The sequence below is a fragment of the Serratia sp. TSA_105.2 genome (assembly GCF_052692115.1).
The window spans coordinates 1-22135 of record NZ_JBQZFT010000019.1; the positions used below are offsets into that span (position 1 = coordinate 1).

General features: G+C 59.4%; 20 protein-coding genes and 1 riboswitch. Of the genes, 10 read left to right on the plus strand and 10 right to left on the minus strand.

Features of this window, described 5'->3' with window-relative positions; translation table 11 throughout:
• The first annotated feature begins 364 nt into the window (after nucleotides 1–364).
• Nucleotides 365–1954, plus strand: coding sequence for a bifunctional phosphoribosylaminoimidazolecarboxamide formyltransferase/IMP cyclohydrolase (purH, locus tag ACUTSC_RS24485; RefSeq protein ID WP_197768934.1), 1590 nt, complete (start codon nucleotides 365–367; stop codon nucleotides 1952–1954).
• A 48-nt stretch (nucleotides 1955–2002) separates the two neighbouring features.
• Nucleotides 2003–3286 (plus strand): phosphoribosylamine--glycine ligase, encoded by a 1284-nt coding sequence (gene purD / locus ACUTSC_RS24490; protein ID WP_197768933.1) that lies wholly within the window; start codon nucleotides 2003–2005, stop codon nucleotides 3284–3286.
• A gap of 49 nt (nucleotides 3287–3335) precedes the next feature.
• On the opposite strand, the gene ACUTSC_RS24495 is transcribed toward purD, so the two are convergent.
• The 6 genes from ACUTSC_RS24495 to nudC form a co-directional block, all read right to left on the minus strand.
• Nucleotides 3336–4007, minus strand: coding sequence for a DUF1481 domain-containing protein (locus tag ACUTSC_RS24495; RefSeq protein WP_080473446.1), 672 nt, complete (start codon nucleotides 4005–4007; stop codon nucleotides 3336–3338).
• Nucleotides 4008–4043: 36 nt separating this feature from the next.
• Nucleotides 4044–4316: a nucleoid-associated protein HU-alpha gene (hupA, locus tag ACUTSC_RS24500; RefSeq protein ID WP_004929874.1), complete on the minus strand. Its 273-nt coding sequence runs from the start codon at nucleotides 4314–4316 to the stop codon at nucleotides 4044–4046.
• A gap of 189 nt (nucleotides 4317–4505) precedes the next feature.
• On the minus strand, nucleotides 4506–5096 hold the full coding sequence (locus tag ACUTSC_RS24505; RefSeq protein WP_025304951.1) for a YjaG family protein: 591 nt from the start codon (nucleotides 5094–5096) through the stop codon (nucleotides 4506–4508).
• Between the two features lie 48 nt (nucleotides 5097–5144).
• Nucleotides 5145–5831 (minus strand): deoxyribonuclease V, encoded by a 687-nt coding sequence (gene nfi / locus ACUTSC_RS24510; RefSeq protein ID WP_197768932.1) that lies wholly within the window; start codon nucleotides 5829–5831, stop codon nucleotides 5145–5147.
• Nucleotides 5832–5840: 9 nt separating this feature from the next.
• Entirely contained in the window at nucleotides 5841–6905 is a 1065-nt protein-coding gene (gene hemE, locus ACUTSC_RS24515; RefSeq protein WP_123893157.1) for a uroporphyrinogen decarboxylase, read from the minus strand.
• 38 nt (nucleotides 6906–6943) lie between these two features.
• A complete protein-coding gene (gene nudC, locus ACUTSC_RS24520) occupies nucleotides 6944–7711 on the minus strand; it encodes an NAD(+) diphosphatase (protein WP_197768931.1) in 768 nt (255 codons plus the stop codon).
• A gap of 101 nt (nucleotides 7712–7812) precedes the next feature.
• Between nudC and ACUTSC_RS24525 the strand changes: the two genes are divergently transcribed.
• From ACUTSC_RS24525 to ACUTSC_RS24560, 8 genes are all read left to right on the plus strand, one after another.
• The gene (locus ACUTSC_RS24525; protein WP_016929420.1) at nucleotides 7813–8316 is read left to right on the plus strand and encodes an Rsd/AlgQ family anti-sigma factor; all 504 of its coding nucleotides are present in this window, start codon (nucleotides 7813–7815) and stop codon (nucleotides 8314–8316) included.
• A 39-nt stretch (nucleotides 8317–8355) separates the two neighbouring features.
• Nucleotides 8356–8480: riboswitch (TPP riboswitch) on the plus strand.
• A 114-nt stretch (nucleotides 8481–8594) separates the two neighbouring features.
• Nucleotides 8595–10538: a phosphomethylpyrimidine synthase ThiC gene (gene thiC, locus ACUTSC_RS24530; protein ID WP_197768930.1), complete on the plus strand. Its 1944-nt coding sequence runs from the start codon at nucleotides 8595–8597 to the stop codon at nucleotides 10536–10538.
• Entirely contained in the window at nucleotides 10531–11181 is a 651-nt protein-coding gene (thiE, locus tag ACUTSC_RS24535) for a thiamine phosphate synthase (RefSeq protein ID WP_445653589.1), read from the plus strand. Before thiC ends, thiE begins: the two co-directional genes overlap by 8 nt.
• On the plus strand, nucleotides 11174–11923 hold the full coding sequence (locus ACUTSC_RS24540) for a HesA/MoeB/ThiF family protein (protein WP_063991778.1): 750 nt from the start codon (nucleotides 11174–11176) through the stop codon (nucleotides 11921–11923). Before thiE ends, ACUTSC_RS24540 begins: the two co-directional genes overlap by 8 nt.
• Nucleotides 11920–12120, plus strand: coding sequence for a sulfur carrier protein ThiS (gene thiS, locus ACUTSC_RS24545; RefSeq protein ID WP_141971597.1), 201 nt, complete (start codon nucleotides 11920–11922; stop codon nucleotides 12118–12120). The genes ACUTSC_RS24540 and thiS overlap by 4 nt, the downstream gene beginning before the upstream one ends.
• A 1-nt stretch (nucleotide 12121) precedes the next feature.
• Nucleotides 12122–12901, plus strand: a complete 780-nt coding sequence (locus ACUTSC_RS24550; RefSeq protein WP_197768928.1) for a thiazole synthase — start codon at nucleotides 12122–12124, stop codon at nucleotides 12899–12901.
• Nucleotides 12901–14034 carry a 2-iminoacetate synthase ThiH gene (thiH, locus tag ACUTSC_RS24555; RefSeq protein WP_197768927.1) on the plus strand — a complete coding sequence of 378 codons (1134 nt, stop codon included), beginning with the start codon at nucleotides 12901–12903 and terminating at the stop codon, nucleotides 14032–14034. The genes ACUTSC_RS24550 and thiH overlap by 1 nt, the downstream gene beginning before the upstream one ends.
• A gap of 823 nt (nucleotides 14035–14857) precedes the next feature.
• The gene (locus ACUTSC_RS24560) at nucleotides 14858–15553 is read left to right on the plus strand and encodes a response regulator (RefSeq protein ID WP_443003669.1); all 696 of its coding nucleotides are present in this window, start codon (nucleotides 14858–14860) and stop codon (nucleotides 15551–15553) included.
• On the opposite strand, the gene ACUTSC_RS24565 is transcribed toward ACUTSC_RS24560, so the two are convergent.
• The 4 genes from ACUTSC_RS24565 to rpoC form a co-directional block, all read right to left on the minus strand.
• Nucleotides 15539–16813: a sensor histidine kinase gene (locus ACUTSC_RS24565; RefSeq protein ID WP_445653590.1), complete on the minus strand. Its 1275-nt coding sequence runs from the start codon at nucleotides 16811–16813 to the stop codon at nucleotides 15539–15541. The two genes, ACUTSC_RS24560 and ACUTSC_RS24565, sit on opposite strands and share 15 nt — an antisense overlap.
• Before the next feature lies 1 nt (nucleotide 16814).
• Complete coding sequence (locus ACUTSC_RS24570) at nucleotides 16815–17279, minus strand: oxidoreductase (protein WP_197768924.1); 465 nt, start codon at nucleotides 17277–17279, stop codon at nucleotides 16815–16817.
• Nucleotides 17279–17725: a GNAT family N-acetyltransferase gene (locus tag ACUTSC_RS24575; protein WP_197768923.1), complete on the minus strand. Its 447-nt coding sequence runs from the start codon at nucleotides 17723–17725 to the stop codon at nucleotides 17279–17281. The genes ACUTSC_RS24570 and ACUTSC_RS24575 overlap by 1 nt, the downstream gene beginning before the upstream one ends.
• 167 nt (nucleotides 17726–17892) lie before the next feature.
• Entirely contained in the window at nucleotides 17893–22116 is a 4224-nt protein-coding gene (gene rpoC / locus ACUTSC_RS24580) for a DNA-directed RNA polymerase subunit beta' (RefSeq protein WP_197768922.1), read from the minus strand.
• Nucleotides 22117–22135: the final 19 nt, after the last annotated feature.

Sequence of the window (22135 nt, forward strand, 5' to 3'; positions counted from 1 at the left end):
CTCTGTGAAGTTGTTCACATGTTCCGTGTCGATGGAGGCGCATTATAGGGAGTTCCACGCAGGCCGCAACAGGTATTTTCAGCAAAAACGATCGTTCGCTGCATTCCACAGCAAAACCCCGCCTTATACCCACTTGCACACAGCGTTATCCACAGATGCGATTTGTACGGAAAATTTACGAGCGCCACGCAAACGTTTTCGCTACAATTCCCCGCGACGAAACGATCCCCCTTTTTATGGGGGCGTTACCTGAATATGTGCCTGCACCTCCCTTTATAAGGCAAAAACCCTTCCTTATAGAGGGAACGAGGTGGACATTCACGTAACGCTCTTTAATTGCGACTCAAAGCCAAGGGATAAAACCATGCAACAACCTCGTCCAATCCGCCGGGCCCTGCTCAGCGTGTCTGACAAAGCCGGTATCGTTGAATTCGCCGAAGCGCTTTCCCAGCGCGGCGTTGAACTGCTCTCCACCGGCGGCACCGCCCGCTTGCTGGCAGACGCCGGCCTGCCCGTTACCGAAGTTTCCGACTACACCGGCTTCCCGGAAATGATGGACGGACGAGTTAAGACCCTGCACCCGAAAGTTCACGGCGGTATCCTCGGCCGCCGCGGCCAGGACGACGCCGTCATGAATCAGCATGACATCAAGCCTATCGACATGGTGGTCGTCAATCTGTACCCATTCGCCCAAACCGTGGCGCGCCCGGATTGTTCGCTGGAAGACGCGGTCGAGAATATCGATATCGGCGGCCCGACCATGGTGCGCTCCGCCGCCAAGAACCATAAAGACGTCGCCATCGTAGTGAAGAGCAGCGACTACGCCGCCATCATTACCGAGATGGACAACAACGACGGCTCGCTGCGCTATGCCACCCGCTTCGATCTCGCCATCAAGGCCTTCGAGCACACCGCCGCCTACGACAGCATGATCGCCAACTACTTCGGCGCGCTGGTGCCGGCGTACCACGGCGAGACCGAACAGCCGTCCGGCCGCTTCCCGCGTACCCTGAACCTCAACTACATCAAGAAGCAGGATATGCGCTACGGTGAGAACAGCCACCAGCAGGCCGCCTTCTATATAGAAGAAGAGGTAAAGGAAGCGTCCGTCGCGACCGCCGAGCAGCTGCAGGGCAAGGCGCTGTCGTATAACAACATCGCTGATACCGACGCTGCGCTGGAATGCGTGAAAGAGTTCGCCGAACCGGCCTGCGTGATCGTCAAACACGCCAACCCTTGCGGCGTGGCGATCGGCGACGACATCCTGGCCGCCTACGAGCGCGCTTACCAAACCGACCCGACCTCCGCCTTCGGCGGCATCATTGCCTTTAACCGCGAGCTGGATGCCGCCACCGCGCAGGCGATCATCAGCCGCCAATTCGTGGAAGTGATCATCGCGCCAAACGTCACCCAGGAAGCGCGCTCCCTGCTGGCCGCCAAACAGAACGTGCGCGTGCTGGCCTGCGGCCAGTGGCAGCAACGCGAAGCGGGACTGGACTTCAAGCGCGTCAACGGCGGCCTGCTGGTGCAGGATCGCGATCTGGGCATGGTGACCGCCGCCGATCTGCGTGTGGTATCCGAGCGCCAGCCGACCGAGCAGGAACTGCGCGACGCGCTGTTCTGCTGGAAAGTGGCCAAGTTCGTGAAATCCAACGCCATCGTTTATGCACGTGACAACATGACCATCGGCATAGGTGCCGGCCAGATGAGCCGCGTTTACTCCGCCAAGATCGCCGGCATCAAAGCAGGCGACGAAGGGCTGGAAGTGAAAGGGTCCGCCATGGCCTCCGACGCCTTCTTCCCGTTCCGCGACGGCATCGATGCCGCGGCGGCGGTCGGCATCACCTGCGTGATCCAGCCGGGCGGCTCTATCCGCGACGACGAAGTGATCGCCGCCGCCAACGAACACGGCATCGCCATGATCTTTACCGACATGCGTCACTTCCGCCATTAATTCCTTTTGCCGCGTGCGCTCCGGCGCACGCCATTCGTGGAGCCCCTGATGAACATTTTGATTATCGGCAACGGCGGGCGCGAACACGCGCTGGCCTGGAAAGCCGCCCAGTCTCCGCTGGCGGACAAAGTCTACGTTGCGCCGGGCAATGCCGGCACCGCGCTGGAAGCCAATCTGGAAAACGTAGCGATCGCCGCCACCGACATCCCTGCCCTGGTCGCTTTCGCCCAGAGCCATGACATCGGTCTGACCATCGTCGGGCCGGAAGCGCCGCTGGTGATCGGCGTGGTCGACGCCTTCCAGGCCGCCGGCCTGAAAATCTTCGGCCCGTCGCAGGCCGCCGCGCAACTCGAAGGCTCCAAAGCCTTCACCAAGGATTTCCTGGCGCGCCACCGCATCCCGACCGCCGAATATGAAAACTTCACCGAGGTAGAGCCGGCACTGGCCTATGTGCGCCGCAAAGGCGCACCGATCGTCATCAAGGCCGATGGCCTGGCGGCCGGTAAAGGCGTGATCGTCGCGATGACGCTGCAGGAAGCGGAAGAAGCCGTGCGTGACATGCTGGCCGGCAACGCGTTCGGCGACGCCGGTCATCGCATCGTGGTGGAAGAGTTCCTCGACGGCGAAGAAGCCAGCTTCATCGTGATGGTCGACGGCGATAACGTGGTGCCGATGGCCACCAGCCAGGACCACAAGCGCGTCGGCGACGGCGACACCGGCCCGAATACCGGCGGCATGGGGGCCTACTCCCCGGCGCCGGTCGTAACCGATGAAATCCACCAGCGCGCCATGGATCAGGTGATCTGGCCGACGGTACGGGGCATGGCGGCGGAAGGCAACACCTACGTCGGCTTCCTGTACGCCGGCCTGATGATCGCCGCCGACGGCCAGCCGAAGGTTATCGAATTCAACTGCCGTTTTGGCGATCCCGAAACCCAGCCCATCATGCTGCGCCTGCGTTCCGATCTGGTGGAGCTGTGCCTGGCGGGTGCCGAAGGCCGCCTGAACGAGAAGAGCTCTGACTGGGACGAACGCCCTGCGCTCGGCGTGGTGCTGGCGGCCGGCGGTTATCCGGGCGACTATCGCAACGGCGAGGTGATCCAGGGATTGCCGCAGCAGGAAAGCGCCGACGGCAAGGTCTTCCATGCCGGTACACGCCTGCAGGGCAATGACGTCGTCACCAGCGGCGGCCGCGTGCTGTGCGTAACCGCGCTGGGCGACACCGTGGCGCAGGCGCAGCAACGCGCCTACCAGCTGGCCGAAGGCATTGAGTGGCCGGGCAGCTTCTGTCGCAAAGACATCGGTTATCGCGCGATTGCGCGCGGCAAGTGATTTGACCGTATAAGGTCATGACGAGAGGCTCCGCAGCGCGGGGCCTTTTTTATAGCTGGTCTTCTTTCGGCTCCCAGCTGCAGAAGTCGTCGTTCGCTACCAGCAGCAGTTCGCTGCCTTCGGGCGCTTCCAGCCAGGCGACGCTCACCGGCCGGCTGCTGCTGCGGGCACGCTTCTCGATCCAGACGATGGAGGCGGCGTCCAGCCCCGGTTTCATGCGTTGGCCGTCGCAGGTTTGCACCTCGCCCTGCATCCAACGCCCCTGCAGCAATTTGACCTTGCCGGCGCGCAGTGCATTGCTCACTTCGAGGATCCGCCGCGCCTGATATTGGTACAGGGCGATTTCATCGCTGGTCAGCGGTTCGCGGCGTGTCGCCAGCTGGCGCTGCATAAAGCTCACCGTGCCGTCATCGGCAAAGCGCAGTTGAATAGAGTCCCGATCGCCGTCGGCGTCGTTACGTTTGATTTGGCGCAGCACGTCGCCCTGATAGGTGTACAGCGTGGTGATGGTACCCGGCCCCCGGTAGGGGCTATAGACGCTGACCAGCACCTGCGGGCGATGTTGCTCATCGTCTTTACGCCACAGGCGTATCACGCCCTGATCGGCCACAAAGCCGCTGGCGGTAAAGCTGGGAATATCGGAATGGAAACTGCAGGCGCTCAGACCGAGGGCGATGCCGGCGGCCATGAGCACCCGACGAGTAAACAAAAGGGGCGCCATCGCCCCTCTGTTTAATCTTTTCACCGAGGCGCGGTCTTATTTAACAGCGTCTTTCAGTGCTTTGCCAGAAACGAACGCAGGCACGTTGGCTGCTGCGATTTTGATTTCTTTGCCAGTCTGTGGGTTGCGGCCAGTGCGCTCGCTACGATGGTTTACTTTGAAAGTACCGAAGCCAACCAATTGTACTGCATCACCTTCTTTCAGAGACTCAGTAATAGCAGCCAGGGTGGATTCCAGAGCCAGTTTAGCTTGTGCTTTGGAAAGGTCAGCCTTGTCCGCGATTACATCAATCAGTTGAGTCTTGTTCATAAGTTATCCTTACAGTGTGTTTATCGTTTGCAAAGCATCGAGTGCGACGGATATGCCGATTGACAGCACTCTCCTGCATACACGCACCGATAGCCACTTTTTTTACGCCCCCCAAATGTAGACCAGACAGGGTGCGGATGTGAAGCCTTAAGGCATGACAAATCAGGCGTTAAATCACGTTTTGTTGCCTTATTGCGCTAAATTTATCCCGATGTTGCTGACACCCGCCTCTCGCAGGTCGGATCGCAGCCCCTTGATCAGGTCTATATCGCGCTCTTCACAGGCGTCCAACAGGCGGAAAATTTCCCATTGAATGTCCCATTCTTCCTCTACCGCAGGCAAACTTCCCAACTCTTCGTCGGTCATTTCCTTACCGGCTTGAGTCATTTCCAACATCGCCACGGTGCGAATCGATGTTTCGCTGATGGCGATGGCGTGCTCCAGCGTCTCCCCGCCGAGCCGCGAATGGATCAGTTCCCCTAATGCGATACAGGCATCAATTGCCGGGTAAACGCCGTAAAGATCGTAATCTTCCGCCGACGGAATCGCCTCTTCCAACTTCTCGAGCTGGCTGTCGAAGTTGACCTTGGCGTCCTTCACCACCAGCGTTTCCCACACCAAATCCAGAATGCGGCGATAAACCGCCGGATCGCCGAACTCGGTCTGTTTGCAGAACATCTGGTAATTCGGGTACATACGCTCGCACAAACTGGCCATAAAGGTCAAATGTTGCCAAGCCTCGTGCCGTTCCAGACGTAAATGAATCGGGTTACGTAGCATGCTTTACTCTCTTACGCGTTATCTGCGGCGCAGTGTACCCGAAATCGCTCATGGCGACACCTCCGGATGCTGCTGCAACCAACGCTGAAACGCTGGGCGCCGCGACGCAATGGCGTCGGCCCAGCGAGTCGGCTCCGGTAAACGGTAGCCCGCCATGCAGCGTTGCACCCACGCCAGCGCGCTGTCGGCGCTCACGCGATGGCCGGTAGAGATGAACAGCGGGTTGCAACGCGCCTTGCTGCGCCACACCCAACCCAGCTGTTCACCCTTATCTTCCAACGGTGCCAGCGCGCCGACGGCAGCCTCCAGCGGCGCAAATTTGCCGCACAGGCGCTTCTTGGCCACGCCGATGGTCGGCACATCGACCAGCAGGCCGAAATGGCTGGCGACGCCGAGACGCCGCGGATGCGAAATGCCGTGCCCATCGACGAAGATCAGCCCCGGTTTCTGCTGCAGCTGCGCCCAGGCGGCCAACAGCGCCGGGTATTCGCGAAACGACAGGAAGCCCGGGATGTAGGGCATGACGGTGGCGATGCGCGCCACCTGATACTCCACCAGCTCCAGCGACGGATAGCGCAGGATGGCGATGGCGGCGCGCGTCACCGCCCCTTCTTGTTCGAAGCCCACGTCGGCGCCGGCGATGAAGGCCGGCGGTTCGGCCGGCAGATCGTCGTAGCGAATGACTTCAGCCGCGCGCCGCAGCTGTTCGGCGCGCAGGGCCGCCATATCGGTCACATCGGATCCTTAACGGTGGTATTTCGCCGAGTGCGTGTGTACCGCCTCGACGAAGGCGCCGGCGTGCTCCGGCGGCACATCCTGATGGATGCCGTGGCCCAGGTTGAACACATGGCCGTTGCCGTGGCCGAAACCGGCCAGAATGGTCTCCACTTCTTCTGCGATGCGCGCCGGGGAGGCATACAGCATCGACGGATCCATATTGCCCTGCAGCGCCACTTTGTCGCCCACGCGCCGACGCGCGTCGGCGATGTCGGTGGTCCAATCCAGCCCCAGCGCATCGCAGCCGGTGGCGGCCATCGCCTCCAGCCACTGCCCGCCGCCTTTGGTGAACAGCGTCACCGGCACGCGGCGGCCGTCGTTTTCACGCAGCAGCCCGTCGACGATCTTGTGCATGTAGTGCAAAGAGAACTCGCGGTAATCGCGCCCGGTCAGTACGCCGCCCCAGGTGTCGAACACCATCACCGACTGCGCGCCGGCTTTAATCTGGGCATTGAGGTACAGGATCACGCTGTCCGCCAGCTTGTCCAGCAACAGGTGCAGCGTGGCCGGTTCGGCATACATCATCTTCTTCAGCTTGGTGAAGGCCTTGCTGCTGCCGCCTTCGACCATATAAGTCGCCAGCGTCCACGGGCTGCCGGAGAAGCCGATCAGCGGCACTTCGCCCTTCAGCTCGCGGCGAATGGTGCGCACCGCGTTCATCACATAGCCCAGCTCCACTTCCGGATCGAACACCGGCAGCTTATCGACGTCGGCGCGGCAGGTAACGGGAGAGCTGAAACGCGGGCCTTCGCCGGCTTCAAAGTACAGGCCGAGCCCCATGGCGTCGGGAATGGTGAGAATGTCGGAGAACAGGATGGCGGCGTCCAGCGCATAGCGGCGCAGCGGCTGCAGCGTGACCTCGCAGGCCAGCTCCGCGTTCTTGCACAGCGACATGAAATCACCGGCCTGGGCGCGGGTCGCCTTGTACTCCGGTAAATAACGACCGGCCTGGCGCATCATCCATACGGGGGTCACATCCACCGGCTGGCGCAACAGCGCGCGCAGGTAGCGATCGTTCTTCAACTCAGTCATTTATGGGGCTCCCTTAATAATCTGCCGGCCATTGTACATTATTCTGCCCGGCACAGCGCCACGGTGTCCTCAATCAACCGGCGCGCCACGGTGCCGGGCGGCGGCAACAGCGGCAATTGGTCGTAGCGATACCAGCCGGCGTTGAGCAGCTCCTTGGGATCGTGACGAATCTCACCCTGATGGTAATCGGCCATAAAGGCCATCATCAGCGAGTGCGGGAACGGCCAGGGTTGTGAAGTGACGTAGCGCAGGTTTTTGATTTCGATATTGCTCTCTTCCATCACTTCGCGCGCCACCGCCTGCTCCAGCGTTTCGCCCACTTCGACGAAGCCGGCCAGCACCGTGTGGATGCCACCACGATGACGCACGTGTTGCGCCAGCAGGATCTGATCCTCGCGCCGAATGGCGACGATCACGCAGGGTGCAATCTGCGGGTAGTACCGCTCTTTGCAGTGGCCGCACAGGCAGGCGCTTTCGGTGCGGCTGAGGTGCATTTCATGGCCGCAGTAGCCGCAGTAGCGGTGGGAACGGTAGAAATCCGCCAGCTGCACGCCGCGCCCGGCAAGCTGGAACAGACCGCGATCCTGATCCAACAGCTGACGCACCGAGCCCATCTCCCGCGGCATCGCCTGGCGCACCAGCCAGACCGGCGCGCCCTCCCATTCACCGATGGTGCGCGCCATGTGGCCCCGCAGCCCAAGAGCGGCGGCAGTCCCCGACGGCAATTCACCGTTCGGTAACCAAAGTTTGCTTTCATGGCTGACAATCCACCAGCCGTTTTCATTGCCCGTTAATGCAAGTTCCATATCGTTGTTGCACAACCTCAGCTTCACTGGCACTCTACGAATCGGCTTTGTTACATTTTAATAACTTACCGGTTACTTTTATTACTTACACGGAGTCAAACATGCTCAACCGTTTGGAAAGGCTGACTCAGCGCGTTGGCGGTAGTAATGAATTAGTTGATCAATGGCTTCAGGCCCGCAAACAGTTGCTGGTTGCCTACTGCACGCTGGTAGGCCTCAAACCGAATAAAGAAAAGCATACGCCGCTGAATGAAAAAGCGCTGGAGAACTTTTGCCACAACCTGGTGGATTACCTCTCCGCAGGGCATTTTCATATCTATGACAGAATTATCAAACAAGTGGAAGGCGCAGCCAGTCCGAAAATGTCGCTGGCGGTGAACATCTACCCCAAGCTGTGGGCCAATACCGAACAGATCATGGCGTTCCACGATCGCTATACCGAAGTGGATATCGATCAGGAGGTTTGTCTGGAATTCCACCAGGCCCTGTCGGATATCGGCGAAACGCTGGCGGCGCGCTTTGCGCTGGAAGATAAGCTGATCCAGCTGGAGGCGGAGGCCGCGCAGCAACCGCTGCCGGACCAGACGCTGGATCCGGCGCGTTAAAATTTTATAGTTTTTTTTCTTATCCCTCCTATACTGGGGGGCATCTTGTCGGAGTGCCTAGCGCCTGATTTGTTCATCGAATCAGCCAGGCTGAGACCGTTAATTCGGGATCCGCGGAACCTGATCGGGTTAATACCCGCGAAGGGAACAAGAGTAATCTATCGCCACAGGCACGGCCTTCCCCTTGCGGGCGCCCTGCCTTATCGGCCACCATCATTACTCCCTCCGAGCTCCAGACAAGCAACTTTCCCAACCCAACACACTGGTAGGAACTTGCTATGTCTAACGTTAATCCACCGCGCGCCCGTAAAGCGCAACGCGAAGCCGCCCAGCAGTTTATCGACACCCTGCAAGGCATGGCTTTCCCGAACTCACGCCGCATCTATCTGCAAGGCTCGCGCAGCGATATCCAGGTGCCGATGCGCGAAATTCAGCTCAGCCCGACCCTGCTCGGCGGCAGCAAAGACAACCCACAGTATGAACCCAACGAGGCGATCCCGGTGTATGACACCGCCGGCCCCTACGGCGATCCGCAGGCCGAGCTCGACGTGCACGCCGGCCTGGCCAAGCTGCGCGCCGGCTGGATCGACGCACGCGGCGATACCGCCACCCTCAGCGGCGCCAGCTCCGGCTTCACCCAACAGCGGCTGGCGGACGAGGGGCTGGATCACCTGCGCTTCGAACATCTGCCGCTGCCGCGCAAGGCGCTGCCGGGCAAGCGCGTGACCCAGCTGCACTATGCCCGCGCCGGTATCGTCACCCCGGAGATGGAGTTCATCGCCATCCGTGAAAACATGGGGCGCGAGCGCATTCGCGGCGAGGTGCTGCGCCACCAGCACCCGGGCCAGAGCTGGGGCGCTAACCTACCGGACAACATCACGCCGGAGTTCGTGCGTCAGGAAGTGGCCGCTGGCCGCGCCATCATTCCCGCCAACATCAACCATCCGGAGGCGGAGCCGATGATCATCGGCCGCAATTTCCTGGTAAAGGTGAACGCCAATATCGGCAACTCGGCGGTCACGTCGTCGATCGAAGAAGAGGTGGAGAAGCTGGTGTGGTCCACCCGCTGGGGCGCGGACACCGTGATGGATCTCTCCACCGGCCGCTATATTCACGAAACCCGCGAGTGGATCCTGCGCAACAGCCCGGTGCCCATCGGCACCGTGCCGATCTACCAGGCACTGGAGAAGGTCAACGGCGTGGCGGAAAACCTCACCTGGGCGATGTTCCGCGATACGCTGCTGGAACAGGCGGAGCAAGGGGTCGACTACTTCACCATCCACGCCGGCGTGCTGCTGCGCTACGTGCCGATGACCGCCAAACGCCTGACCGGCATCGTATCGCGCGGTGGCTCGATCATGGCCAAATGGTGTCTGTCGCACCATCAGGAAAACTTCCTCTATCAGCATTTCCGTGAAATCTGCGAGATCTGCGCCGCCTATGACGTTTCGCTGTCGCTCGGCGACGGCCTGCGCCCCGGCTCGATTCAGGACGCCAACGACGAAGCCCAGTTCGCCGAGCTGCATACGCTGGGCGAGCTGACCAAGATCGCCTGGGAATACGACGTGCAGGTGATGATCGAAGGCCCGGGCCACGTGCCGATGCAGATGATCCGCCGCAACATGACCGAAGAGCTGGAACACTGCCACGAAGCGCCGTTCTACACCCTCGGCCCGCTGACCACCGATATCGCCCCGGGCTATGACCATTTCACCTCCGGCATCGGCGCGGCAATGATTGGCTGGTTCGGCTGCGCCATGCTGTGTTACGTCACGCCGAAAGAGCACCTCGGCCTGCCGAACAAAGAGGACGTCAAACAGGGCCTGATCACCTACAAGATCGCCGCTCACGCCGCCGATCTGGCCAAAGGCCATCCGGGCGCGCAGATCCGCGATAACGCCATGTCCAAGGCGCGTTTCGAATTCCGCTGGGAAGATCAGTTCAATCTGGCGCTCGATCCGGCCACCGCGCGCGCCTATCACGACGAAACCCTGCCGCAGGAATCCGGCAAGGTCGCCCACTTCTGCTCGATGTGCGGGCCGAAGTTCTGCTCGATGAAAATTTCGCAGGAGGTGCGCGACTACGCCGCCGCCCAGGAAGCCGCCAAGCCGATCGAAGTGCAGCTGACCGGCATGGAGAAAATGTCCGCCGAGTTCCGCGCCCGCGGCAGCGAGCTGTATCACAGCGCCGGCACCCTGCAAGAGGAGACAAGCAATGACTGATATCACGCCCCCCTTCCCGGCTACGCCCCACAAGCTGGGGCTTTACCCGGTCGTCGACAGCGTGGAATGGATCGCTCGCCTGCTGGAGGCCGGCGTCACCACGATCCAGCTGCGCATCAAGGATCTGCCTGACGAGCAGGTCGAAGAGGATATCGCCGCCGCCATCGCGCTGGGCCAGCGTTATCAGGCGCGGCTGTTCATCAACGACTATTGGCGGCTGGCGATCAAACACGGCGCTTACGGCGTGCATCTGGGCCAGGAAGATCTCGATACCACCGATCTGGCAGCCATTCACCGCGCCGGGCTGCGGCTGGGCGTGTCCACCCATGACGACGCGGAACTGGCGCGCGCGCTGGCGATGAAACCTTCCTACATCGCGCTGGGGCACATCTTCCCCACCCAAACCAAAGACATGCCTTCGGCGCCGCAGGGGCTGACGGAGTTGAAACGCCACATCGCCGATTTGGCGGATTACCCGACGGTGGCGATCGGCGGGATCAGCATCGATCGCGTACCGGCGGTGCTGGCGTGCGGCGTCGGCAGCGTGGCGGTGGTCAGCGCCATCACCCAGGCGCCGGATTGGCGCGCGGCGACGGCCGAGCTGCTGCGGCTGATTGAAGGCGAGGATCCGAACGATGCTTAACGATCAGGAATTCCTGCGCTACAGCCGCCAGCTGCTGCTGGAGGACGTTGGCCCGGAAGGCCAGGAGAAACTGAAGCGCGCCACGGTGCTGATCGTCGGTTTAGGCGGGCTCGGTTCCCCGGCTTCGCTGTATCTGGCCGCCGCCGGCGTCGGCACGCTGCTGCTGGCCGACGACGACCAGCTGCACGTCACCAACCTGCAGCGGCAAATCCTCTACCGTAGCGCCGATACCGCCACCGGCAAGGCGGCGCTGGCGCAACGCCACCTGCAGGCGCTGAACCCGTTGGTGGAATCCATCCCGCTGGCGCAGCGGCTACAGGGGCAAGCGCTGCGCGACGCGGTCGCCCGCGCCGATCTGGTGCTGGACTGCTGCGACAATATGGCGACCCGTCATGAGGTCAATGCCGCCTGCATCGCCGCCGCCAAGCCGCTGATCAGCGGCAGCGCGGTCGGCTTCAGCGGCCAGCTGCTGGTGCTCGAGCCGCCCTATGCGCACGGCTGCTACGCCTGCCTGTACCCGGAACAGGAAGAGCCGCAGCGCAACTGCCGTACCGCCGGGGTGCTCGGCCCGGTGGTGGGCGTGATCGGCACTCTGCAAGCGTTGGAAGCCATCAAAATGCTGGCCGGCATGCCTTCCTCCCTCAGCGGTAAACTGCGGCTGTTCGACGGCAAGCAGCAGAGCTGGAGCACGCTGCAACTGAGCCAGGCCCGCACCTGCCCGGTATGCGGAGGCGCGGCATGAAGATCCGTCTGAACGACCAACCGCTGGAGCTGGCGCAGCCGCTCAGCGTCGCCGCCCTGCTGACCCAGCTGGAACGCCACCAGCCGGGCACCGCGCTGGCGATCAACCAAATCATCATCCCGCGCGCCGACTGGGCCGACCATCAGGTGCAGGACGGTGACGACATTTTGCTGTTTCAAGCGATCGCCGGAGGCTGACATGCTGAAAATCGCCGATACCACTTTTACCTCGCGCCTGTTCACCGGCACCGGCAAGTTTGCCACCCCGGCGTTGATGCTGGAGGCGCTGGCGGCCTCCGGCTCACAGCTGGTGACCATGGCCATGAGGCGCGTCGATCTGCGCGGCGGCAACGACGCCATTTTGGCGCCGCTGCAGCAGCTGGGCGTCAGGCTGTTGCCCAACACCTCCGGCGCCAAAACCGCCGCCGAAGCGGTGTTCGCCGCCCGGCTGGCGCGCGAAGCGCTAGGCACCCACTGGGTGAAGCTGGAGATCCATCCCGATGTGAAATACCTGCTGCCGGATCCGATAGAAACGCTGAAGGCGGCGGAAACGCTGGTGAAAGACGGTTTTGTGGTGCTGCCCTACTGCGGCGCCGATCCGGTGCTGTGCAAACGGCTGGAAGAGGTGGGTTGCGCGGCGGTGATGCCGCTCGGCGCCCCTATCGGCTCCAACCGCGGTCTGCGCACCCGTGACTTCCTCGAGATCATCATCGAACAGGCCAAGGTGCCGGTGGTGGTCGACGCCGGCATCGGCGCGCCAAGCCACGCGCTGGAAGCGATGGAGCTGGGTGCCGACGCGGTGCTGGTGAATACCGCCATCGCCGTGGCGCGCGATCCGGTAGGAATGGCGCGGGCATTTCGCCTGGCACTGGAGGCCGGGGAACTGGCGCGCAGCGCCGGATTAGGCTCGAGCCAGCGCGGTGCGGTCGCCTCCAGCCCGCTGACCGCCTTCCTCAGCCAGCCAGAGGAGGCACAGTGATGGCCGACGATTTCAGTAGCCGCTGGCAACAGTTGGACTGGGACGACATTACGCTGCGCATCAACGGCAAAACCGCACGCGACGTAGAACGCGCGTTGAACGCCGACAAGCTGACGCGCGACGATTTTATGGCGCTGATTTCCCCCGCCGCCGCGCCGTATCTGGAACCGCTGGCGCAGCGCGCGCAGCAGCTGACCCGTCAGCGATTCGGCAACGTCGTCAGCTTCTATGTGCCGCTGTACCTCTCTAACCTGTGCGCCAACGACTGCACCTACTGCGGCTTTTCGATGAGCAACCGCATCAAGCGCAAAACGCTCGATGCGACGGAGATCGCACGCGAGTGCGAAGCCATCAAGGCGCTGGGGTTCGAACACCTGTTGCTGGTCACCGGCGAGCATCAGACCAAGGTCGGCATGGACTATTTCCGTCAGCACATTCCGGCGATCCGCCGCCACTTCAGCTCGCTGATGATGGAAGTGCAGCCGCTGGCGCAGGACGAGTACGCCGAACTGAAAACGCTGGGCCTGGACGGCGTGCTGGTGTATCAGGAAACCTACCATCCGGCCACCTATCTGCAGCACCATCTGCGCGGCCAGAAGCAGGATTTCCATTGGCGCCTGGCCACGCCGGATCGCCTGGGGCGCGCCGGGATCGACAAGATCGGCCTCGGCGCGTTGATCGGCCTGTCCAACAGCTGGCGCACCGACTGTTACCTGCTGGCGGAACATCTGTTCTACCTGCAGCAAACCTACTGGCAGAGCCGCTACTCGATCTCGTTCCCGCGTCTGCGCCCCTGCGCCGGCGGCATTGAGCCGGCGTCGATCATGAGCGAGCCTCAGCTGGTGCAGCTGATCTGCGCCTTCCGGCTGTTCGCGCCGGACGTTGAGCTGTCGCTGTCTACGCGTGAGTCGCCGCACTTCCGCGATCATATGATCCCGGTGGCGATCAACAGCGTCAGCGCCGGATCCAAGACGCAGCCCGGCGGCTATGCCGACGACGTGCCTCCAGAGCTGGAACAGTTCGAACCGCACGACGGCCGCACGCCGCAACAGGTTGCCGAGGCCATCAGCAACGCCGGGCTACAGCCGGTGTGGAAAGACTGGGACGGTTATCTGGGACGCGGCGCGCAATAATCGGCAACGTTTACCGCCGTGTGAAGAAAACGCAGGAGCGGCCACGCAATGCCGAACGGTGGCGCTGGCGCCGGCAAGCTCTCCGGCTATAGTGGCCTTGCCGGCCGCCAAACCCGGTGCCGGCCGGGGCCGTCTCCCTCTCGATGGCCCCGCCTTATCCCATCCCGGATCGCGTCGGAGATTCTCTTGCGCGACGCCGGGCCCTCGTCCGCGGCAACGCGCATGTCGCGTATCACGGCCTGTAAGGGTGTATGGGCAGGTTGTCTTGTCGGCTAATGGGCAGTCAGAAAGATGGTCTAGTTGCGTTCGGTATTCACTCAGGAGTGATATTCATAGGGCGCTGTTACGGCAGAAAAGTGAGGAACGGGGAAAAAGAAGGTACAGCGACGAAGAGAGGTTCGAGTAGTCATCCCCGGTGCTGCCAATGGCCCTGGTGTTGGCCGCGGATCTTTTTGCCGCCTGCTCCCTGCTTACGGACAAGAGCAGGCGGTTTATTTTGTGAGACTGGCACCCCCCCAGGACGCGAATCACACAGTATGTGCGCTAATTAACCATACAAACGATTAAATGTGAATGTCTTTTGAGTGTTTTTTTATTTGATATCGAGTGTGTTATGAGTTTGCCAAGGAAAATCAAACTGATATCGCCGCAACCGCCGGGGCATCATCTATAATCCAGCACGGGTCCTCGCGCAGGTTTTTCAGCGCTCGCGGTCAACATCAAAAAAGCCAAGGTTGTCATGAAGAAAACGCCAAATTATATCGATGCAATCAGCGCGTTGCTCACTCTGAAAGGAGTTGGCGACAGAAAACATGCCTCCACGATGGCCAACATACTGAACCTTCAGTACAACAGCGCCAAACAGAAACTGGATGGCAAAAGGGGCATCACCCTCGATGAAGTCAAAAAGGTTTTCCAGTACTTCAACGAGCCCTTTGCCGGCCAAAGGACGCATAACGGCGTCTTTATCATGAACAGCATTCACAAGCGCTGCAGCATTGAGGTCGACGAGTGCCCAGTCACGCAAGCGGACAGCGACGAAACCTACGCCTACAAAAAAGACGATCTTTTCATCATCAACACCAATCGGGAACATGCCGCCGAGGCTCCGCTGTACAAAGTCAACAAGATAGACTTTCTGCCAGCCCCGCGTATCGCGATCCTGGATAATGACGGCGATATTCTCGAACTGTTGAAGAAGATCGCCAGCCGATACGGCATCGAGACTGAGACCTTTCAGACGGCGGACGCCATGCTGGCCGCGCTGGAACAGCAGTCCTTTGAGGCGTTTATTCTGGACTGGCTGTTGGACTTCGGCGAGACCTCCGAACGCGTCGTGAAAAAAATTAAAGACGCTCTCGATCCGCACGCCCGCATCATTATTCTGACCGGCCAGCTGAATCACTACGAGAAAAACATCGGCGATATGATCCTGCACTATGACGTGCACCTGGTGGAAAAACCGACCAAGCCGCTGATTATCTCCTCGCTGCTGCTGTCCAACCTATTCTTTAATTAGTTTGACCGGGATGCGGATCAAAAACGATGAGCCCACTCCTTCGACGGATTTGGCTTTAATGGTGCCTTTCATCGTCGTGACGTAATTTTTGATAATGGTCAGCCCCAACCCCAACCCCTGCCGCGTTTCCCTTTCGACCCCCTGATTGAATGCCTTATATAACCGATCCAGGTTATCGACGTTAAACCCGATGCCGGTATCTTTCACCCGAAAATACAGATTGCCGTGGCACAGCTTCACATTGAGGGCGATCGCGCCGTGGTGGGTAAATTTGTCCGCGTTGCTGAGCAGGTTGGCCAATATTCGGTAGAGCTTGTATTTATCAGAACCAATCAGGCCGGCATAAGACGAACGGTGAATCACGAGGCGATTGCCGCGCCCGGCGCCGATGCCGGTTACGGCATCGTCCACCACCTCATTCAACCGGAAGGTGGAAATATTGATTTTAACTTCTCCCATCTCAAGCCGAGAATAATCCATCACCTCGCGCGTTTGTTCGGCAATCTTATTACCGTGATAGGAGATCAGGCGGGCTTCTTTTTTCAACTCTTCCTGCGCCAGCTCGTGTTCCATGATATCTGCGGCAATGACGATGGCCTGGGTCGAGCCGGCGATCTCGTGGTAGATGGAAGAGATAAAGATGTTCTTGTTCTTGATGATCTCTTTCAGCGAGAAGGCATTTCTCAGCACCAGGAACATCATCAGGAACACCAAAATCAGCGAAAAGAGGGCGAACATCTCGGCTTTACTCGAGTTGTCCTGAATGATGCCTTTCACCTCGGTAAAGTTTTTAATCTGTATTCGATAAATAATTTCCTGGATATCGACCAGCGTGCTCTCGATATCATCCATATAAGAGAGAATGTCCGCCTTGTTTTTCTGCCCCACCAGCAAGCCGGCGGAGAGATCGTCCAACGTGCGGTACTGCTGCTTCAGCAGCGCAACATTCTTGATGAACTCGTCGTCGTAATAAAAAGAGTCGCTGAAGGTCGAACGGCTCTCCAGGATCTGAATCTTCGAGTAGAAAATTTTCTTTTTGATCTGGAAGGCGTCGTAGTCGTTGTTTTCACTGAGCAGCAGCGCGGTTTTGGTCCTTTCAAACGCCAGAAAGAGGATCTCGGCCACCGAGTAGTTGTCCAGATTGGGCTCGATCTGCTTATAGCGTTCTTTTACGCCGCCGAAGTTAATGGCAATCAACAAAATCAATAAGGAGAAGATGGCAACCAACGCGATAAGAGTACCGATCAGTTTTTTGCTCATCTTATTTCAGCTCCAACCGTTTAACTTGCCAGACGGTTTTCGCATTCACATCCAGGTTATTCAGCTCGGCGTAGCCATCGCGCGGATAAATAATGGCGAACGGCCCCAGCTCCCCAACGTCGATCGGCTTGCCACCGCGCTGATAGGCGACGATCACGCGGTATTTAATCATCTCGTCAATCGGCATCGAATAGGAGTAATCGTCCCAGGCGAAAGCGCGCACCGACTGGCCTTTCAGGTGATAGGCTTTCACCAGCTCCGCAAACTCAACGCCGGTGAACGTATCTTCCGGGGTGAAATTGGTCGAGGTTTTAATCGTATGCCGCGGCATCGCCTCCAGCATCTGCCAGGTTATCTTGATCTTCTCGCCGTCGAGCGGTTTCAGGTAAAAATAGTCAACGGCCGCATACAGCGGCGCGCTGAACAGCGAAAGCAGCAGTAACGTCATCAATCCTTTGATTGTCATTATTCACCCTCTTTGCGTTTCACCAGTTCAGCCTGGCCAAACTCATCCTGCCCGACCACGACCCAGCCATGATGTTGATAAAAGCCTTCGGCTTTGGAGCCGGAATCGGTGGTTAAGTGGATCGCTTCGGCGCCGCGCTCAAACATCCAGTGAGTGACCCGTGCCAGCAAGGCGGAGCCGATCCCCTTCGACTGGTATTCCGGCTTCACGAACAGGCCGCCGATCAGCGGTTCAGGGATGAATAACCCGAAACCAACGCCGGCATAGTCGTCGCCGTGCTTGCAGATCCAGCCGCCGCCCTGGTTGATATCCTCCAGCGCCTGTTTGCGCTGCAGATACTGTATCTGATGCGGGTGCAGCAGGTTTTCTTCAACGGAAAAGCGGATCTCATACAGGTAAGGCAGGTGTTGCGCCGTCAGTTTCTCGAAGGTAATGAGGCTGTCCATGTTCGCACTGTCCTTGGTTGTCTGGTAAAAAGCGCCGGTCAATTTCTGCTGTAACCATAGTAGCAAAGTTTGCTCTGCCCCGGCATGAGGCGAAAAAAAACCGCTCCCGAGGGAGCGGTTTATCTGGCGATGGGCCCGGCATGCCGGGCCCGCGGCGCGGATGACGATTACTCGTCGTCGCTGCCGCCCAGGCCTGCGTTGAGCAGCTCGGCCAGGTTAGCCGTCGCTTCTTCCGCGCTGACTTGCGGAACAACCGGCGTTTCACCCTGAGCACGACGACGCATGCGATCCTGATGATAAGCGTAACCGGTACCGGCTGGGATCAGACGGCCCACGATGACGTTCTCTTTCAGGCCACGCAGTTCATCACGCTTGCCGGCTACGGCAGCTTCGGTCAGAACGCGCGTCGTTTCCTGGAACGATGCAGCGGAGATGAAGGACTCGGTCGCCAAGGAAGCCTTGGTGATACCCAGCAGATCGCGCGAGAAGGTTGCCGCGATTTTACCTTCAGCTTCCAGCTGACGGTTGGCAATCTTGACGCGAGACACTTCAGCCTGCTCGCCTTCCAGGAACTCGGAGCCACCAGCGCTAACGATGGTGCCTTTACGCAGCATCTGACGAACGATAACTTCGATGTGCTTATCGTTAATCTTAACGCCTTGCAGACGGTAAACTTCCTGCACTTCGTTGGTGATGTAGCGGGTAACCGCATGCACGCCACGCAGACGCAGAATGTCGTGTGGAGACTCTGGGCCGTCGGAAACGACGTCGCCACGCTCCACCACTTCGCCTTCGAACACGTTGAGCTGACGCCATTTCGGAATCATCTCTTCGTAAGCGTCGCTGCCGTCCAGCGGAGAGATCACCAGGCGACGTTTGCCTTTGGTCTCTTTACCGAACGAGATAATCCCGCTGATTTCAGCCAGGATTGCCGGCTCTTTCGGACGACGTGCTTCGAACAGGTCGGCAACGCGCGGCAGACCACCGGTAATATCCTTGGTACCGCCGGATTCCTGAGGAATACGCGCCAGGGTATCACCCGCACCGATCTGAATGCCGTCTTCCAGCTGAACGATCGCTTTGCCCGGCAGGAAGTATTGAGCAGGCATATCAGTACCAGGGATCAATACGTCTTCGCCCTGAGCGTCAACGATTTTCAGTGCCGGACGCAGGTCTTTACCGCTACCGGTACGCTCTGCGCTGTCCAGAACTACCAGAGAAGACAAACCGGTCAGTTCGTCGGTCTGGCGAGTAATGGTCTGGCCGTCAACCATATCCGCGAAGCGAATGAAGCCGCTGACTTCACTGATGACCGGCATGGTGTGCGGATCCCAGTTAGCGACGGTTTCGCCGCCGTTAACTTCTTCACCGTCGCCTTTGCCCATCACGGCACCGTAAGGCACCTTGTAGCTTTCTTTGGTACGGCCGAATTCGTCGATCAGTTTCAGTTCGGTGTTACGCGAGGTGATCACCAGCTTGCCCGCGGCGTTCATAACGAACTTCACGTTGCTCAGCTTGAGGCTACCCTTGTTTTTCACCTGGATGCTGGATTCAGCAGCCGCACGAGATGCCGCACCACCGATGTGGAACGTACGCATCGTCAGCTGTGTACCCGGCTCACCGATGGACTGGGCCGCGATAACGCCGATGGCTTCACCTTTGTTGATGATGTGGCCACGTGCCAGGTCGCGACCGTAGCAGTTTGCACACACACCAAAGTCGGTTTCACAGCTCACCACGGAACGGACTTTAACGCTGTCGACAGAGTTCTCTTCCAACAGGTCACACGCCTTCTCGTTCAGCAGGGTGTTGCGTGGCACCAGAATGTCCGCCGTACCCGGCTTGAGGACGTCTTCTGCCGTCACACGGCCCAGAACGCGTTCACGCAGCGGCTCTTTCACGTCGCCACCTTCGATAACCGGAGTCATCAGGATGCCGTCGTGAGTGCCACAGTCGTCTTCGGTCACCACCAGATCCTGCGCCACGTCAACCAGACGACGGGTCAGATAACCGGAGTTCGCGGTTTTCAGTGCGGTATCCGCCAGACCTTTACGAGCACCGTGGGTGGAGATGAAGTACTGGAGTACGTTCAGACCTTCACGGAAGTTCGCGGTGATTGGCGTTTCGATGATGGAGCCGTCCGGCTTCGCCATCAGACCACGCATACCGGCCAGCTGACGAATCTGAGCGGCGGAACCACGCGCACCGGAGTCGGCCATCATAAAGATGCTGTTGAAGGAAACTTGCTGTTCCACTTCGCCGTCACGGTTAACCACGTCTTCTACCGACAGGTTTTCCATCATCGCTTTCGCAACGCGTTCGTTCGCTGCTGCCCAGATATCGATCACTTTGTTGTAGCGTTCGCCGGCGGTAACCAGACCAGACTGGAACTGCTCCTGGATCTCGGCAACTTCGGTTTCCGCTTCTTCGATGATCTCCGCTTTCTTGGCCGGGATAACCATGTCGTCGATACCTACGGAAGCGCCGGAACGGGCTGCGTAAGCAAAACCGGTGTACATGATCTGGTCAGCAAAGATAACGGTCGGCTTCAGGCCCAGGATGCGGTAACAGGTGTTCAGCATCTTGGAGATCGCTTTCTTGCCCAAAGGCTGGTTAACGATCGAGTACGGCAGACCTTTCGGTACGATCATCCACAGGATGGCGCGGCCGATGGTGGTGTCGATGATGCTGGTCTGAGAAGTCCATTCGCCTTCGGCGTTCTTGACGTCTTCGGTGATACGCACTTTAACGCGCGCATGCAGAGACGCCAGGCCGGCGCGGTAAACACGCTCAGCTTCTTTGGAACCGTTCAGCACCATGCCTTCGCCCTTGGCGTTAACACAGTCGCGGGTCATGTAGTACAGACCCAGTACAACGTCCTGAGAAGGAACGATGATTGGCTCGCCGTTCGCTGGGGACAGGATGTTGTTGGTGGACATCATCAGCGCACGCGCTTCCAGCTGGGCTTCCAGCGTCAGCGGTACGTGAACAGCCATCTGGTCACCGTCGAAGTCGGCGTTATAGGCCGCACAAACCAGCGGGTGCAGCTGGATCGCTTTACCTTCGATCAGAACCGGTTCAAACGCCTGGATACCCAAACGGTGCAGGGTTGGTGCACGGTTCAGCAGTACCGGGTGTTCGCGGATCACTTCGTCCAGGATATCCCAAACGACGGCTTCTTCACGCTCAACCATTTTCTTGGCGGCTTTGATGGTGGTGGCCAGGCCACGCAGCTCCAACTTGCCGTAGATGAACGGTTTGAACAGCTCCAGCGCCATCTTTTTAGGCAGACCGCACTGATGCAGACGCAGGTATGGACCTACGGTAATTACGGAACGGCCGGAGTAGTCAACGCGTTTACCGAGCAGGTTCTGACGGAAACGACCCTGCTTACCTTTGATCATGTCGGCCAAAGATTTCAGAGGACGTTTGTTGGAACCGGTGATGGCACGACCGCGACGACCGTTATCCAGCAGGGCGTCTACCGCTTCTTGCAGCATACGCTTTTCGTTGCGCACGATGATGTCCGGCGCAGCCAGATCCAGCAGGCGTTTCAGACGGTTGTTACGGTTGATCACGCGGCGATACAGATCGTTCAGATCCGACGTCGCGAAACGACCGCCATCCAGCGGAACCAGCGGGCGCAGATCCGGCGGCAGTACCGGCAGCACGGTCAGGATCATCCACTCCGGCTTGTTGCCGGACTGTACGAACGCTTCCAGCAGCTTGATACGCTTGGTCAGCTTCTTGCGCTTGGTTTCGGAGTTGGTTTCGTTCAGCTCTTCACGCAACTGCTCGCACTCGGCTTCCAGATCCATGTTTTTCAACAGGGCCTGAATGGCTTCCGCACCCATCTTGGCGTCGAATTCGTCACCGAACTCTTCCAGCGCGTCCAGATACTGCTCTTCGGTCAGGATCTGACGACGCTCGAGGTTGGTCATACCGCCTTCGACCACCACATAGGATTCGAAGTACAGTACGCGTTCGATGTCACGCAGCGGCATATCCAGCAGCAAACCGATGCGGGATGGCAGCGATTTCAGGAACCAGATGTGCGCGGTCGGCGAAGCCAGCTCGATGTGGCCCATGCGCTCACGACGCACTTTGGTCTGGGTCACTTCAACGCCGCACTTCTCACAGATCACGCCGCGGTGTTTCAAGCGCTTGTACTTACCGCACAGGCACTCGTAATCTTTTACCGGCCCGAAGATACGGGCGCAGAAAAGGCCGTCACGCTCTGGTTTGAACGTACGGTAGTTAATGGTTTCCGGCTTCTTAACTTCACCGAACGACCACGAACGGATCATGTCTGGCGAGGCCAGAGCAATCTTGATCGCATCAAACTCTTCGGTCTTAGTTTGCGCTTTCAGAAACTTCAATAAGTCTTTCACGGATTGGCTCCTGTCGGAG

Bases quoted from the DNA above. Each gene is read 5' to 3' on its own strand.
- purH (WP_197768934.1), top strand. From the start codon at position 365: ATGCAACAACCTCGTCCAATCCGCCGGGCCCTGCTCAGCGTGTCTGAC.
- purD (WP_197768933.1), top strand. From the start codon at position 2,003: ATGAACATTTTGATTATCGGCAACGGCGGGCGCGAACACGCGCTGGCC.
- ACUTSC_RS24495 (WP_080473446.1), bottom strand. From the start codon at position 4,007: ATGGCGCCCCTTTTGTTTACTCGTCGGGTGCTCATGGCCGCCGGCATC.
- hupA (WP_004929874.1), bottom strand. From the start codon at position 4,316: ATGAACAAGACTCAACTGATTGATGTAATCGCGGACAAGGCTGACCTT.
- ACUTSC_RS24505 (WP_025304951.1), bottom strand. From the start codon at position 5,096: ATGCTACGTAACCCGATTCATTTACGTCTGGAACGGCACGAGGCTTGG.
- hemE (WP_123893157.1), bottom strand. From the start codon at position 6,905: ATGACTGAGTTGAAGAACGATCGCTACCTGCGCGCGCTGTTGCGCCAG.
- nudC (WP_197768931.1), bottom strand. From the start codon at position 7,711: ATGGAACTTGCATTAACGGGCAATGAAAACGGCTGGTGGATTGTCAGC.
- ACUTSC_RS24525 (WP_016929420.1), top strand. From the start codon at position 7,813: ATGCTCAACCGTTTGGAAAGGCTGACTCAGCGCGTTGGCGGTAGTAAT.
- thiC (WP_197768930.1), top strand. From the start codon at position 8,595: ATGTCTAACGTTAATCCACCGCGCGCCCGTAAAGCGCAACGCGAAGCC.
- thiE (WP_445653589.1), top strand. From the start codon at position 10,531: ATGACTGATATCACGCCCCCCTTCCCGGCTACGCCCCACAAGCTGGGG.
- ACUTSC_RS24540 (WP_063991778.1), top strand. From the start codon at position 11,174: ATGCTTAACGATCAGGAATTCCTGCGCTACAGCCGCCAGCTGCTGCTG.
- thiS (WP_141971597.1), top strand. From the start codon at position 11,920: ATGAAGATCCGTCTGAACGACCAACCGCTGGAGCTGGCGCAGCCGCTC.
- ACUTSC_RS24550 (WP_197768928.1), top strand. From the start codon at position 12,122: ATGCTGAAAATCGCCGATACCACTTTTACCTCGCGCCTGTTCACCGGC.
- thiH (WP_197768927.1), top strand. From the start codon at position 12,901: ATGGCCGACGATTTCAGTAGCCGCTGGCAACAGTTGGACTGGGACGAC.
- ACUTSC_RS24560 (WP_443003669.1), top strand. From the start codon at position 14,858: ATGGCCAACATACTGAACCTTCAGTACAACAGCGCCAAACAGAAACTG.
- ACUTSC_RS24565 (WP_445653590.1), bottom strand. From the start codon at position 16,813: ATGAGCAAAAAACTGATCGGTACTCTTATCGCGTTGGTTGCCATCTTC.
- ACUTSC_RS24570 (WP_197768924.1), bottom strand. From the start codon at position 17,279: ATGACAATCAAAGGATTGATGACGTTACTGCTGCTTTCGCTGTTCAGC.
- ACUTSC_RS24575 (WP_197768923.1), bottom strand. From the start codon at position 17,725: ATGGACAGCCTCATTACCTTCGAGAAACTGACGGCGCAACACCTGCCT.